The following is a 14,411-nucleotide window of genomic DNA, read 5'->3' as shown; positions in this document are numbered from 1 at the left end:
GCTATTGCTTACCTGACGGCCGCCGCGCCCTGCAGGAAAAACTGGATCAGCAGCGCTCCCATCCCTGCGCGCGCCAGACGACCGCGGCGTTCGGCGTCGACCATCCCGGAGAGCAGCGCTGCAAACATTTCGCTGAGAACAGTGGCGCTGATGTCGATCCTGAACAGTCCTTCACGCTGACCACGCAGGAAGAACGCATCGAGTGCATCGGAGTAAGGCAACCAGCGACGACCGCCGCAGCTTTCGTCGAGCGAATCAGGGCGCCACTGGAAGACCAGAAAGACCAGCATTTCGCGATGCATAAGGTGGTTGTCCACCAGCCGCTGGAAAGCCTCGAGCGGCGGCGCGTGCTTCAGGTCTGCGTCGGCTACCATCTGATTCATGAGGACCGAGGCATGGTTGAGGAGCATTTCCACGAGATTGGCCCGGGTCCCGCAGAACCGGTTGAGGGTCGCCTTGCTTACGCCAGCAGCCTGCGCAATGTCCTTGAGCGTACCGTTGGAATGGTCAACCAGCGCAACGGCCAGGGCCTTCAGAAATTTGTCGTCAGCAGCGGGTAATTCCATTAGGTACGTCTTCAACTCGTGTAAGTGGCGGGCGGCGCATTGTGCAGAAGATAGCTGCATTCTCAAAGCGCCTACACAATTAGTCACTAAAGTCTCATATGAGTCAATGTTGACTCATCATAGTACAAAGGTGGATTATGCGCGTCTTTAGCGTCTGATGGGCTGCGGCCAGGTGAATGATGAGTAGTTTGAGCGATTGGCGTTTCGTGCCTGGTTTGGCACTGCTGGCCGTGCTGGGGCTTGCCGGATGCGAGCAGAAGCCGGCGCAGGACCACGCTGCGTCTGCGCCCCCCAAGGAGGTAGAAGCGTTCACGGTCAACACCGAGCCTTTCACTGTCATCGACGAATTGCCCGGCCGTATCGAACCGGTTCGTGTGGCACAGGTGCGAGCCCGGGTGGCCGGCATCGTGCTGACGCGCAATTTCGAGGAAGGCGCCGACGTGAAAGCCGGTGCGGTACTGTTCCAGATCGACCCGGCGCCGTTCAAGGCAGCGTTGTCCAAGGCTCAGGGAGATCTGGCACGCACCGAAGCCACGCTGTTCGAAACGCAGGCCACGGCCAAGCGCTATGAGTCACTGGTGGAAATTGAAGCGGTGAGTCGGCAGACCTTCGACACCGCTCGCTCTGCGCTGCAGAACGCGGTTGCCGCCAAGAAATCTGCCCAGGCTGATGTGGAAACCGCCAGGCTGAACTTGGGCTATGCCACGGTCAGGGCACCGATTTCCGGGCGTATCGGTCGCGCGACAGTCACCGAAGGCGCATTAGTCGGTCAGGGCGAGACCACACTGATGGCGACGATTCAGCAGTTGGACCCGGTCTACGCCGACTTCACCCAGCCAGCGGCTGAAGCGCTGCGGATGCGCGCAGCCATTCAGGAGGGTCGCTTGCCCAAGGGCGGAGAAGACGCGCTGTCACTGAGTGTCGACGGCACTGACTATAAGAGCACGGGCACCCTGCTTTTTACCGATGTTGCGGTGGACCGGACCACCGGCCAGGTTTCGTTGCGCGCGCGCTTCGCCAACCCCAAAGGCGTATTGCTGCCGGGCATGTATGTGCGCGTACGCACGCCTCAGCGGGTCGACGCCAACGCCATACTCGTTCCCCAGCGCGCCATTCAGCGTTCCAGTGATGGTGCAGCACGCGTACTGGTGATCAGTCAGGACGGCGCAGTCGAGACCCGGCCGGTCAAGACTGGCGCCATGCAGGACTCGCGCTGGCAGATCACCGAGGGGCTCAAAACCGGTGAACAGGTGATCGTCGGCAACATGAGCGGGCTTAATCCAGGTGACAAGGTTACCGCTAAATCGCCGCCCGCCCAGCCCAAAGCCAACGCCCAGTAAAACCGCCTTCAGGGCGACCGAGGATCACTGCACATGTCTCTGTTCTTTATCAGGCGGCCCAATCTTTCCTGGGTGCTGGCCTTGTTCATTTTACTGGCCGGACTGATGGCGCTGCCTGCCTTGCCGGTGGCGCAGTACCCGGATGTAGCTCCGCCGCAGATCACCATCACCGCCACCTATCCCGGCGCCTCTGCCAAAGTGCTGACCGATTCGGTGACCAGTGTCATCGAAGACGAGCTCAACGGTGCCAAGGGCATGCTCTATTACGAGTCGACCAGCAACTCGACCGGCAGCGCCGAAATCAATGTCACGTTCGTGCCCGGTACCAATCCGGACCTGGCGCAGGTAGAAGTCCAGAACCGTATCAAGAAAGCCGAAGCGCGCTTGCCGCAGACTGTTCTCAGTCAAGGGCTGCAAGTCGAACAGGCCAGCTCCGGCTTTCTGCTGATCTTCACCCTGAACTACACAGGCGACTCGGCCAACAAGGACACGGTCGCTCTGGCTGACTACGCAGCACGTAACGTCAACAATGAAATCAGTCGGGTGAACGGTGTCGGCAGGCTGCAGTTCTTCGCCGCAGAAGCCGCCATGCGAGTCTGGATCGACCCGCAGAAGCTGGTCGGCTTCGGTTTGTCCATCGATGACGTGAACACGGCAATTCGCGCGCAGAACGTGCAAGTGCCGGCTGGCAGTTTCGGCAGCAGCCCAGGCACGTCATTACAAGAGTTGACCGCTACGCTGGCGGTCAAGGGCACGCTGGACAACCCGGAAGAGTTCGGACGAATTGTGCTGCGTGCCAACGAAGATGGCTCTGCGGTGCATCTGTCAGACGTCGCACGGGTCGCGATCGGCAGTCAGGATTACAGTTTCGAATCACGTCTGAACGGCAAGCGCGCTGTGGCCGGGGCCGTCCAGCTTTCGCCAGGCGCCAATGCCATCGGCACTGCCAGGGCGGTCAAGCAGCGGCTGACCGAGCTGTCGGCCAACTTCCCCGAGGGGGTCGAGTTTTCGATACCGTATGACACCTCAAGCTTTGTCGATGTGGCCATCGACAAAGTGATCTACACCCTGATTGAAGCCATGGTGCTGGTGTTTCTGGTGATGTACCTGTTTCTGCAGAACATCCGCTACACGCTGATCCCGACCATCGTGGTACCGGTGTGTCTCGCAGGTACGCTGGCAATCATGTACTTGCTGGGCTTTTCGGTGAACATGATGACGATGTTCGGCATGGTGCTGGCTATCGGTATTCTGGTCGACGATGCCATCGTGGTGGTCGAAAACGTCGAGCGAATCATGGCCGAGGAAGGCTTGTCCCCCGCTGCGGCGACCGTAAAGGCGATGCAACAGGTCTCCGGCGCGATTTTCGGCATCACTCTGGTACTGGCTGCAGTGTTTCTGCCGCTGGCGTTCATGGGCGGTTCGGTCGGTGTAATTTACCAGCAGTTCTCGCTGTCGCTGGCCGTGTCGATTCTGTTTTCGGGGTTTCTGGCCCTTACTTTCACTCCGGCGCTGTGCGCCACGCTGCTCAAGCCGATCCCTGCCGGGCACCATGAAAAGCGTGGCTTCTTTGGCGGCTTCAATCGTCTGTTCGGCAAGTTCACCCACCGGTACGAGCGTGTCAGTTCCAGCATGATCAAGCGTGCCGGCCGCTACATGTTGTTGTATGTCGGGATCGTCGGCCTGCTGGGTTTTTTCTACCTGCGGTTGCCAGAGTCCTTCGTGCCGGTGGAAGACCAGGGCTATCTGATCATCGACGTGCAACTACCGCCTGGCGCGACCCGGGCGCGAACCGATGTCACGGCGCAGTTGCTGGAAAACTACATGCTGTCGCGTGAAGCCACCAGCGCGGTGACCATGCTGCTGGGGTTCAGCTTCTCCGGCATGGGCGAGAATGCCGGCCTGGCATTTCCGACCCTCAAAGACTGGTCGGAACGTGGCACCGGCCAGTCGGCGGCGGAAGAAGCGGCTGCGTTCAATCAACATTTTGCCGGCCTCGGCGACGGTACGGTAATGGCCGTCACGCCGCCCCCTATCGACGGCCTCGGCACTTCGGGCGGGTTCGCGTTGCGCTTGCAGGATCGTGCAGGTCTGGGCCGCGAAGCTCTGCTGGCGGCGCGCAACGAACTGCTGGGCAAGGCCAATGGTAACCCGAAGATTCTCTACGCGATGATGGAAGGTCTGGCTGAAGCGCCGCAGTTGCGCTTGAACATCGACCGCGAAAAGGCCCGCGCCCTTGGGGTCAGCTTCGAATCGATCAGCAACGCCCTCTCCACCGCATTCGGTTCCTCGGTGATCAGCGATTTTGCCAACGCTGGGCGGCAACAGCGAGTAGTCGTGCAGGCCGACCAAAACGCGCGAATGACCCCGGAAAGCGTGCTTAAACTGTATGTACCCAACAGCAGCGGCACGCTGGTGCCACTGGGTGCGTTCGTGTCTACACACTGGGAAGAAGGCCCGGTACAGATTGCTCGCTACAACGGCTACCCGGCGTTCCGGATAGCCGGTGATGCACCGCCCGGCGTGAGCACCGGCGAAGCGATGGCGGAAATCGAGCACATCCTCTCCAGCTTGCCTGCGGGTATAGGTTACGAATGGACAGGTCTGTCGTATCAGGAAAAAGTCGCCAGCGGGCAAGCGACCGGGCTGTTTGCACTTGCGCTGCTGGTGGTATTTTTGCTGCTGGTCGCGCTTTACGAGAGCTGGGCGATTCCGCTGGTAGTGATGCTGATCGTGCCGGTGGGCGCGCTGGGGTCGGTCTTGGCTGTGACTGCCGTAGGCATGCCCAATGATGTCTATTTCAAGGTCGGGCTGATCACAATCATCGGGCTGGCGGCAAAAAACGCGATTCTCATCGTGGAGTTCGCCAAAGAGCTTTGGGATCAGGGCCACTCACTGCGCGATGCTGCCCTTCAAGCGGCGCGGATGCGCTTTAGGCCGATTGTCATGACTTCGCTGGCCTTCATCCTCGGCGTTGTCCCGCTTACCCTGGCTACAGGCGCAGGTGCTGCGAGCCAGCGTGCCATCGGCACTGGCGTCATCGGCGGCATGCTTAGCGCTACGTTACTGGGGGTGGTTCTGGTGCCGGTTTTCTTCGTCTGGGTACTGTCGGCGCTGCGCCGCAAGCCGCATCAACAACACCAGACTGCTGACATCGAGCCCGACGAAAGGTAAAAAACGGGCTGGCGGGCTGCAAACCGCCACCCCGGCTATTCCGGTCCGGACTGCTGATTACGCAGCACCTTGACGCGACTCCAGGCAGGCAAAGCGCCGCCGCCTATGTCCGAGGCGGCGTTGACGCGATTGCGACCTTGTGACTTGGCGGCATACAGCGCACGGTCAGCGAGCTCGATCAGCCCCCGCTGGTCAAGCCGTCGATCAGTGCCGATGAACGTGGCGACCCCCAGGCTGACAGTGACGATACCGAAGGGACTGTCGGCATGCTCGATCTGCCTGTCGCCAATAGCGTGCAGGATGTTTTCCGCGACCTGGCGGGCGTTTGACTCGTCGGTCCCGGGCAACACCACCGCGATCTCTTCGCCACCGTAACGGGCTGCAACATCTGCAGGCCGGCGAATGCACTGTTCGACCATCCTGGCGAGCGTCACCAGGCACTCGTCACCGGCCAGATGACCGTAATGGTCGTTGTAGCGTTTGAAGTGATCGGCATCGATCAAAATTAACGACAGCGTGCTGCGCTCGCGCCTGGCACGCTTGAATTCCAGGTCCAGAAACTGATCAAAGCGGCGGCGATTGGCCAGCCCGGTGAGCTTGTCTTCGGACGCAATAAGCTCCAGATGCTGATTCAGCCGGATAAGAGCAGCCTGTGAACCCAGCAATTGATCTTCTACCCGTATGCGGCTGTGAATATGGCCCAGCAGACGAAACCCCAGCCCTACGACCAGCCCGAGTAATACCAGCATCACCAGGATCGACTGCTTGGTCTGTCCGAGCCAGTCGAGCATGGCCTCCTTCTGCCCCAGCGCGACCACGGTCACAATCGGGTACACGTCACTGCGTTTGAACGCGTAGAACCGGGACACGCCGTCAATTCTGGAAACAAAACGGGTGGTCCCGGACGGCGAATCAAGTTCGGACGTAAAAATAGGCGTCGACGAAAGGTCTCGACCGATCTCTCCCTCAAGGTGGGGATAGCGCACACGTAACTGCCCGGCGGTCGAGGTCAGGCTGATGACGCCGGTTTTGCCTATCTGAATGGCTGAATAGAATTTCAGAAGGTGCTCGACACCGATTGTCACGACCATCAGCCCGGCAAAGCTCGAGTCAGGATTCTCGATGCGCCGGCTTACCGATATCACCCATTCCCCCGAAGCACGACTGCGGATGGTCGGGCCTATGTAGGGCGCCTTGCCAGGCGTGTGCAAGTGACGCTGAAAAAAATCGCGTTGCGCACTGTTGATGCCCACCTCCTTCGGATTGCTTGAAAAGATGCAGATGCCATTGGCGTCGTACAGCGAGACAGTGTCGATTTGCGGCAATGCACCCATTTCACGTGCGATGACCGACCTCAGGCGTTCGAGCTGATCAGGGCCGATACCGTCCTTTTCGACACGCTCAGTCAGGCCGATAAGCATCAGCTCGCTTTGCTTGAAAATGCCGTCTGTATAAGTACTCAGCGCCCCAGCCAGATTCACCGTGCTGGTCTGGATGTTATCCAGTGTGTTGCGGCGCGCGGTCCATGCCTGCCAGACCATCAGCATCACCACGCAGATACACACTACAAAGATCAGCCACGACGCAAGCCGAAGGTCGCGTTTCAAAAAACCTGCCTCCACAACGGTGAGAACCAGTGCATCTGGTCTCTGAAAACCGGACCTGATCACTCAGGGGCCACCAACAATCTCCAGCTATCAACTGCTCTACTCGACAGCCGCCTGGCCAAGCCGAAAAGGCTGACGCCAGGCAACAGCGTGCCGGACGGTGACATCATAATGCCACGTACAGATATCATTTGGTTGATTGGGGATCAACTTACGCAGGCAGCCAGACACTGGATCACAGTGGCGGAGGATTTCTGAAGGACCGTGAGCGAAGTCCGCTCACGGCAACCGGGCGGGAGGGTCAGCGGATCAGGCGATGGCGGCTACAGGCTTGCGTTGTGCAGCGGCCTCCAGGTCACGCACCAGTGGCAGCACGTGCTCGCCGAAATAGGCGACTTCTTCCTGAAAATGCAGGAACGCAGACAGGATCAGATCCACACCGACAGACTTGAGTTCGACGATGCGCTCGGCTATCTGACGCGGCGTACCGATCAGATTGGTCTTGAAACCGTCGTTGTATTGCACCAGGTCCTGAAAGGTGGATTTGGCCCAGTTACCCTCACCTTCCGGGCTGGCCTTGCCCGCCTGCTTTGCCGCATCTCCGAAAGCGTTGACTGCTTCAGGGTCTGCCTTGTCAACGATCTCCGCCAGCACCGCACGGGCCTCTTCTTCGGTATCGCGGGCGATGATGAAGGCATTCACACCGATCTTCACCGAATGGCCGTTTGCAGCGGCCTTGGCGCGGATGTCATCGACCTGAGCCTTGATGCCTTCGACGGTATTGCCGTTGGTGAAGTACCAGTCAGACACCCGCGCCGCCATATCGCGCGCAGCACGCGAACTGCCGCCTTGGAAGATTTCCGGGTGGGGACGCTGAATCGGCTTGGGCTTGAGGGTGTAGTCGTGGAACCGATAGAAATCACCCTTGAACGTAAAGCTGTCAGTGGTCCAGATGCCCTTGAGAGCGCGAATGAACTCTTCGGAGCGACGATAACGCTCGTCATGCTCCAGCCAAGGCTCGCCAATGGCCTGAAACTCGCCCTTGAACCAGCCGCTGACGATGTTGACCGCCACGCGCCCTGCCGTGAGCTGATCGATGGTTGCCAGTTGCTTGGCCGCCACCGACGGCGTCCACGGCCCCGGCAAAATAGCGGCGATGACTTTGAGCTTTTCCGTCGCGGCCAACAATGCATGGCTGAAAGCAACCGACTCATGCTGAAACTCGGCGCCATAACCGGCGGTAAAACGGATCTGGGTCAGCGCGTATTCAAAACCCGAACGCTCGGCAATCTGCGCCAGCTTGCGGTTGTAATCAATGGTCCAACTGGTGCGTTGCTCGATCTTGCTGACGACCAGTCCACCGCTGACGTTCGGTACCCAGTACGCAAATTTGATGGCTGATTGGCTCATATCGGCACTCCTCTCACGGCAGGTTTCCCGAGCGCAGTAGTCGAACGGGGGTTGCAATTGCTATAGAGCAGCAACCGTGCCAGAGATATAACTCTTTACAGATCAACGAGTTGGAACACCCGCTTGTGGATGTCAACTGTCCGTACACCGGCAAGGTGCAGGACGACTGTTGCCAGCGCAACAGTCCCCTGCCGGCATGCGCCATCCGTTGGCCCGATTGATCAGGCTGGCCAGCCGACGAAAGGCCGTCTGTAGTGGCTATTCAGAAGTAAAGGACAGGAGTAAATTTGGATCCAATGAAATCACATTCATCCGCAGGAGCACTGATGAAGTCTACCCTCTGGCTTTTGGCCTTGTTGATCCCGGCACTGGGAGCTCATGCCGAGGCAAAAACCATTCCCGTCCCCATGGACGTTGCAGGCCAGCACGCCTTGCTGGAAAAAAGCGGGAGTTCAGATCTGCGCGTGGTCGTCACGCGGCGGGAAGGCCTGCTCGGTGTGCTTTATTCAAAGCGCCTCTACAACTGCGAAAAACATTTGGTGAACCTGGTGGGCACCGGTTCGACGCTGGAAATCATGGAACAAGCCCATGCAGTCAGTGGCATGAGACCTATCATTCAGGATTCCACGGACGACTACATCGGCTCCGAGGCCTGCAGTTGAACTGACTGGGCACCGCTTCCATCGACACACGTCACAGATTCGTCAACATGAAAAGCGCCCACTGAGAGGCGCTTTTTTCGTTAGTTACAGGTATTTCAACCAGCCGATATCGCGACGACGCGCCTTGAGTGCGGCGAACCAACGTACCGCCGGAAATAGCACCACAGCCAGCACCACCGAGGCCAGCCAGACGCCCCACATGTGGTCGAAACCAAAGTACTGACCCTGATTCGCACCCCAGATAGCCAAGGCAATCAGGTAGAGGATTTTCAGCACATACAGGTGCAGCAGGTAGAAAAACATCGGTGCAGAACCGAGCACCACCAAGGGGCGCACCCAGCTTTTCTCCTGACTGCGTTCGAACAGGATCAACAGCAGCATGCCGATCCCCAGCGTCAGACTGATGAACACCAGCGATGGCGGGTACTTGGTGATGTTGAAAAAGCTCATGACGGTTTGCACGCCGGTCTCGCCAGCGCTCCACGGTTTTTCGCCGTAGCCGTTGATCATGCGCAGCACCACGAAACCTGCCAATGCTCCCACGCCGCACATCAACAGATTCGCACGCCGCTTCGCTGGCTCGAAACCTGCCACAAACCAAGGGCCTGCGGCATATCCCAGTGCGATGATGCCGATCCACGGCAACAGCGGATACGAGGTGCGAAAGCGCAGGTTTTCGGATACGTCGATCCAGCCACGATCATGCAGAATCGCCCACGGGATGTGCATGGCAGACTCGGCACCGAAATGCAGTGTGTCCAGCAGATTGTGCCCGCCAATGATCACAGCGCCGATAACCACCAGCGCCCAACGCGGCAGGAACACCATCGCCGACAACGCCACCATGCTCAGGCCGATGGCCCAGATCACTTGCAGGTAAATAATGGTCGGCGGGAACTGGAAGGTCCACGCAAAGCTCACCAGAGTGAACTCAAGCGCGATCAGAAACAGCCCGCGCTTGAGCAGAAACGCCGAAACGTCGCTTCTGCCCTGGTATTTCTCGCCATACAGGTAGGCCGAAAGCCCGGTCAGTAGCACGAACAGAGGCGCACACAAATGCGCCAGAGTGCGGCTGAAAAACAGATCGGGTCCGGTTGTCGCTACATCCATCGGGTCCAGCACCTGACGGTGCAGAAAGAACGTCTCCCGAACATGATCCAGCAGCATGAAAAGGATTATCAGCCCGCGCAGAGCATCAATCGAGCGCAACCGGGATGCCGGTGCTCGGGTGGGTTGAACAGCTGTTGTCATGAAAATTCCAGGTCCGTGGTTGGGCTTGCCAGGTGCAGCGTATTGCTCAAGCTTTATCAGAATTCGTTTTGCAGAGCCTTGTAACCGCGCACCAGATCAATGTTGGTGTGTGCGACGTCTTCGGAAAACTCTGAGGCCGAGATGCTCACTGGCGGAAACTGCGAGAGATCTGTATTCGCCCCGATGCGAGTCGTGGACGGCACGTAAAAATTCTCCGGCAGATCGCGGCCATCGACCACCGAGTTGTGCCTGACCACACTGCCGTTACCGACCTTGCAGTTGAACACCACACTGTTGAAGCCGATGAACACGCGATCTCCGACTATGCAAGGTCCGTGCACGATGGAACGATGGGCAATCGAGGTGAACTCGCCGATAGTCACTGCAGCGCCGGATTTGGAGTGGATGACCACGCCATCCTGAATGTTCGAATTGGCGCCAATGATAATCGGCTCCATGTCGCCACTGGCATCGACTTCATCGGCGCGGATCACCGCGTAAGGGCCGACGAAGACATTATCGTGGATGATCACTTTGCCGCAGATTATCGCGGTTTTGTCGATGTAGGCGGATTCGGCAATGACCGGCAGGTGGCCGGACGGGTTTTTACGGATCACGGTATGAAGCCTCAGGACAGGTAGTTGGAGGTCTGCGCAGCTGCATCGTGCGGATGCAGGCTTTCGAAGTGACGCACGCTGACACTGGAGGCGGCGTAGCGGCCCTCAAGTGCTTGCTGGATCTTGCGTGCGGCGTCTTCGACGTACATCAGGTTCTGGCCATTGAGCCGGGCGAACGCCTGCTCGTCAGCACGTTTGACGGCGGTCTGCACCGGCGTGCCCAGCGCTTGCTCGACAGCATCGATCAGGCTCATCAGGCCCAGCTCGGCAGCCTGTTCAGCGACCCGCACTTGTACCGTCGCCACGCTGCGCTGACTGTGCGGCGTGGCATGGGAGGCGTTCTCCCGTAGCCAGGCGGCAACCACCATCGGGTCGACAAACGACTGCCTGCCGAAGCGCATCGTGAACGCCTCTTCCAGCAGTTGCCGAGACAATGCAGCCGAGCATGGGCAGGTAGACGAATAGGTGATGTCGGCTGAGACATTCAGGCACAGGTGGCCTGCATGCCAAGTGGCGTCAAGCTTCACCGGGTAGGATTTCCAGCCGCTGAGCCCTTCGGTAATCAACGCCGGGCGACGGCACAGCAGGTTGAAGCTCAATGTCAGCCGGGAGCGGCTGGAGTGACAATCGAGATGGCTCTCGACCATCGCCTCCATCAAGGCTGCGAGCGTGTCTGGGCTCAGTATCTGGTGTTCGGCGTACCTGTCGAGCAGGCGGTAAAGTCGCGACATATGAATGCCCTTGACGCTCGGATCGGCCAGATCGACCTGCAGATCGACATGCGCATGAACAGGATGCCGGATGCCCGCTTCGGCGAGCCTGATAGGCACTTCGACGCCTTGCATGCCGACCCAGTCAAGTGAGATCAGGGCCGAGGAAACTTCCGTCAGGGCAACGTCTGGGAGGGGGTTGTTCATGTTGGTCGGTCGTCTCGCTGGCTGACCTCGCCGCGTGGGCAAGGCCTGATGTTGGCAGAGCACGCGTATACAGCGCGCCACTGCAAATTCGTTACACTATAACATCATGAGCAAATAGTTCATCAACCACACATTGTCCAGCCGATACAGCGAAACCTTACGGGCACAGGCCTCTCAGGTCTTTGCCAGCTCCTGAATCAGAAAATCGCGAAACGCCGCCACAGCAGCGGGCAGGTTCCGCCCGGCCATGCTTTGCAGCTCGATACGCCGCGCTTTCATGCCTTCGTCGCTGATCGGCAGCGATTTGAGCTGTTTTTCATGCGCGCGCTTGTCGAGCGTCATTTCGCTGGACAGGCTGATACCGCCCTCCTCGCTGACGAATCTCAGCAGCGCGCCAATGTAATTGCTGGTCAGCACCGGGTCGAACATCAACCCTTGCACACCACAACAGATATCAAACAGCTGGCGCAACGTCGTGTCGGTGTTGGTCAGCGCAATGGCGTAGGGCTGCAGCTCGGCCAGCGCAACCTCTTTGCGCGAAGCCAGCGGGTGGTTCTGGCTGACCACCGCGCAGATGGCGCCGCTGTGAATATGCTCGACCTTGATCTCGTTCTGCGGTGTCAGGCTGAAGGTCAGGCACAGGTCCGCATCGCCCGAGCGCACCCGCTCGGTGGCCTGGGCCGGGGCGCAGACTTCCATCGAGAAGTGGATGCCTTGATAGACCTGCCGGAACCGCGCGATGCATTGCGGGAGGAAGTCCAGCGCAAACCCCTCAGAGCAGGCAATCCGCACATGACCGCGCTGCAAACCCTGCAGCTCGGTGATTTCCAGCACCACCTGCTCGGCCTCCAGTTGTGATTTGCGCGCATAGGCCGCCAGCCGAATGCCCGCCTCGCTGAGCATCATGCCGCGTGCCTGGCGCTCGAACAGCAGCGCATCCAGCTCGCGCTCCAGCTTGCTGATCTGCCGACTTACCGCTGACGACGCGACATTGAGCCGGATTGACGCTTCGCTGATCGATCCGCAACGCGCCACTTCGAGGAAGTAGCGCAGCGCGGTGGACTGTACGCCGTAGAGTTGCATCGCGGCTCCTGCGTTGCCTTTTCGGCAATGAAAGGTTCGAAATATTGTGCTTGTGGCATTGATACGCTTTGCCTAGAGTCATGTCGAGGCGCAACTCAATCAAAAGAATGCAATCAAAAGAACACTGCCGCCTCGTTGTCCTCCTCTTCTCGCATTTGCGACCCACTGCCCTTTGATACATCCACTTTGCCTTTTGGAGATGACGGCATGGGAATCAAGGGTTTCGCTCGCAGCATTGCGCTATTGAGCCTGTTCAGCAGTTTTTCCGCACTGGCCGGCAAGGCCGACGACACGCTGGTCTACGCATCCGACAGCGAACCGGAAAACATCAGCCCCTATCACAACGACCTGCGCGAAGGCGTCATCCTAGGTCGCCTGATCTGGGACAACCTCGTCTATCGCAACCCCGACAACGGCCAGTACGAACCCATGCTTGCCACCCGCTGGAAGCAGGTCGACGACACCACTATCGACTTCCAGTTGCGTGAGGGGGTCAAGTTTCACAACGGTGACCCGTTCACTGCCGACGATGTGGTCTTCACCCTCAATTACGTGGTGTCGCCCGAGTCAAAGGTCGTCACGGTACAGAATGTCGACTGGATCAAGAGCGCCGAAAAACTCGGTGATTACAGCGTCCGCCTGCACCTGAAAAAGCCCTTCCCGCCTGCGCTGGAATACCTGTCCAACGCTGTCCCGATGTTTCCGAAAAAGTATTTCGAACAAGTCGGCATGGCCGGATTCAGTCGCAAGCCGATTGGCACCGGGCCTTACAAGGTCACGGCCATCGCCTCGGGTGAAGGCGTGAAGATGGACAAAAACCCGGACTACTTCAAAGACAGCCCGCAGGGCCAGCCGAAGATCAGCCACATCAACTTCCGGGTCATCGCCGATGCTGAAACGCGACTGGCCGAGCTGATGACCGGTGGCATCGACTGGACCTGGCGCGTCGCTCCGGATCAGGCGGAAAACCTCAAGGCCATGCCTAATCTGGTCGTCACCAGCGGCGCGACGATGCGTATCGGTTTTCTGATTCTCGACGCACGCGGCACTTCCAGCGCCGACTCGCCGATGAAGCAATTGAAAGTTCGGCAGGCGATCAACTACGCGATCAATCGTGACGGCCTGGCCTCGCAACTGGTCGGCGGCGAAAGCAAACCGTTACAGGTGGCCTGCTACCCTGGCCAGTTCGGGTGCGACACGACAGTCGCGACTGTCTACAACTATGACCCGGCCAAGGCCAAGGCGCTGCTCGCCGAAGCCGGTTACCCGAATGGTTTTGAAACAGAAATATTCGCTTACCGTGACCGCGACTATGTGGAAGCGATCATCGGCAACCTGCGCGCAGTAGGCATCAACGCCAAGTTGCGCTACCTGAAGTACGCCGCACTGCGTGACCAGCAGCGCGGCGGCAAGGTGCCGATGTCTTTTCAGGCCTGGGGCTCGTTCTCGATTCTCGACACCTCGGCCTCGGCCGGCACCTGGTTCAAGGGCAACCCCGACGACAACATCAAGGACCCGCAGGTACAGGGCTGGCTGCAGACCGCCGACAACGCTCTGGACCCGCAGGTGCGCAAAGACAACTACCGCAAGGCGTTACAGCGCATCAGCGAGCAGGCGTATTGGGCACCGTTGTTCAATTATTCGATGAACTACGCCTACGTCTCGGACCTGAACTTCAAGCCTTATCCGGATGAACTGCCGCGTTTCGTGCTGTCGAGCTGGAAATAGGCCGTTCGTGACGCCAATCGGCGAAACCAGCTGTGAGGTGCGTGAAGGGCCTTGCA

Annotated in this window: 11 protein-coding genes; 4 read left to right on the top strand and 7 right to left on the bottom strand. The window is 59.0% G+C overall.

What is annotated here, in order from left to right:
* Window positions 1–8: 8 nt before the first annotated feature.
* Window positions 9–566 (bottom strand): TetR/AcrR family transcriptional regulator, encoded by a 558-nt coding sequence (locus ALO43_RS14170; RefSeq protein WP_024669097.1) that lies wholly within the window; start codon window positions 564–566, stop codon window positions 9–11.
* Between the two features lie 179 nt (window positions 567–745).
* Here ALO43_RS14170 and ALO43_RS14165 point away from each other — a divergent pair, with 179 nt between their 5' ends.
* Window positions 746–1,906 carry an efflux RND transporter periplasmic adaptor subunit gene (locus ALO43_RS14165; RefSeq protein WP_042932583.1) on the top strand — a complete coding sequence of 387 codons (1,161 nt, stop codon included), beginning with the start codon at window positions 746–748 and terminating at the stop codon, window positions 1,904–1,906.
* Between the two features lie 33 nt (window positions 1,907–1,939).
* Window positions 1,940–5,080 (top strand): efflux RND transporter permease subunit, encoded by a 3,141-nt coding sequence (locus ALO43_RS14160; protein ID WP_054997689.1) that lies wholly within the window; start codon window positions 1,940–1,942, stop codon window positions 5,078–5,080.
* 35 nt (window positions 5,081–5,115) lie between these two features.
* Here the strand turns inward: ALO43_RS14160 and ALO43_RS14155 are convergent, their stop codons facing one another.
* Window positions 5,116–6,687, bottom strand: coding sequence for a sensor domain-containing diguanylate cyclase (locus ALO43_RS14155; protein WP_024689876.1), 1,572 nt, complete (start codon window positions 6,685–6,687; stop codon window positions 5,116–5,118).
* A 309-nt stretch (window positions 6,688–6,996) separates the two neighbouring features.
* A complete protein-coding gene (gene sfnG, locus ALO43_RS14150; protein ID WP_024669093.1) occupies window positions 6,997–8,097 on the bottom strand; it encodes a dimethylsulfone monooxygenase SfnG in 1,101 nt (366 codons plus the stop codon).
* A 326-nt stretch (window positions 8,098–8,423) separates the two neighbouring features.
* Between sfnG and ALO43_RS14145 the strand changes: the two genes are divergently transcribed.
* Window positions 8,424–8,759 (top strand): hypothetical protein, encoded by a 336-nt coding sequence (locus ALO43_RS14145; RefSeq protein WP_005893322.1) that lies wholly within the window; start codon window positions 8,424–8,426, stop codon window positions 8,757–8,759.
* 84 nt (window positions 8,760–8,843) lie between these two features.
* Here the strand turns inward: ALO43_RS14145 and ALO43_RS14140 are convergent, their stop codons facing one another.
* The 4 genes from ALO43_RS14140 to ALO43_RS14125 form a co-directional block, all read right to left on the bottom strand.
* Window positions 8,844–10,010 (bottom strand): DUF1624 domain-containing protein, encoded by a 1,167-nt coding sequence (locus ALO43_RS14140; protein WP_042932588.1) that lies wholly within the window; start codon window positions 10,008–10,010, stop codon window positions 8,844–8,846.
* Window positions 10,011–10,066: 56 nt separating this feature from the next.
* Window positions 10,067–10,627, bottom strand: coding sequence for a gamma carbonic anhydrase family protein (locus ALO43_RS14135; RefSeq protein WP_005893326.1), 561 nt, complete (start codon window positions 10,625–10,627; stop codon window positions 10,067–10,069).
* A gap of 11 nt (window positions 10,628–10,638) precedes the next feature.
* A complete protein-coding gene (gene folE2 / locus ALO43_RS14130; protein ID WP_024669091.1) occupies window positions 10,639–11,544 on the bottom strand; it encodes a GTP cyclohydrolase FolE2 in 906 nt (301 codons plus the stop codon).
* A 174-nt stretch (window positions 11,545–11,718) separates the two neighbouring features.
* Window positions 11,719–12,627 (bottom strand): LysR substrate-binding domain-containing protein, encoded by a 909-nt coding sequence (locus ALO43_RS14125; protein WP_005893330.1) that lies wholly within the window; start codon window positions 12,625–12,627, stop codon window positions 11,719–11,721.
* Window positions 12,628–12,834: 207 nt separating this feature from the next.
* On the opposite strand from ALO43_RS14125, the gene ALO43_RS14120 reads away from it, so the two are divergent.
* Window positions 12,835–14,355: an ABC transporter substrate-binding protein gene (locus tag ALO43_RS14120; RefSeq protein ID WP_054997688.1), complete on the top strand. Its 1,521-nt coding sequence runs from the start codon at window positions 12,835–12,837 to the stop codon at window positions 14,353–14,355.
* Window positions 14,356–14,411 lie beyond the last annotated feature (56 nt).

Origin of the sequence: Pseudomonas tremae (assembly GCF_001401155.1) — a bacterium.
GTDB lineage: Bacteria > Pseudomonadota > Gammaproteobacteria > Pseudomonadales > Pseudomonadaceae > Aquipseudomonas > Aquipseudomonas tremae.
This window is presented reverse-complemented; position numbering and strand designations above follow the sequence as displayed.

What these genes read in the sequence shown, in the direction of transcription:
- folE2 (WP_024669091.1), bottom strand. Translation starts at nt 11,544, where the DNA reads ATGAACAACCCCCTCCCAGACGTTGCCCTGACGGAAGTTTCCTCGGCC.
- ALO43_RS14140 (WP_042932588.1), bottom strand. Translation starts at nt 10,010, where the DNA reads ATGACAACAGCTGTTCAACCCACCCGAGCACCGGCATCCCGGTTGCGC.
- sfnG (WP_024669093.1), bottom strand. Translation starts at nt 8,097, where the DNA reads ATGAGCCAATCAGCCATCAAATTTGCGTACTGGGTACCGAACGTCAGC.
- ALO43_RS14165 (WP_042932583.1), top strand. Translation starts at nt 746, where the DNA reads ATGAGTAGTTTGAGCGATTGGCGTTTCGTGCCTGGTTTGGCACTGCTG.
- ALO43_RS14120 (WP_054997688.1), top strand. Translation starts at nt 12,835, where the DNA reads ATGGGAATCAAGGGTTTCGCTCGCAGCATTGCGCTATTGAGCCTGTTC.
- ALO43_RS14170 (WP_024669097.1), bottom strand. Translation starts at nt 566, where the DNA reads ATGGAATTACCCGCTGCTGACGACAAATTTCTGAAGGCCCTGGCCGTT.
- ALO43_RS14160 (WP_054997689.1), top strand. Translation starts at nt 1,940, where the DNA reads ATGTCTCTGTTCTTTATCAGGCGGCCCAATCTTTCCTGGGTGCTGGCC.
- ALO43_RS14125 (WP_005893330.1), bottom strand. Translation starts at nt 12,627, where the DNA reads ATGCAACTCTACGGCGTACAGTCCACCGCGCTGCGCTACTTCCTCGAA.
- ALO43_RS14145 (WP_005893322.1), top strand. Translation starts at nt 8,424, where the DNA reads ATGAAGTCTACCCTCTGGCTTTTGGCCTTGTTGATCCCGGCACTGGGA.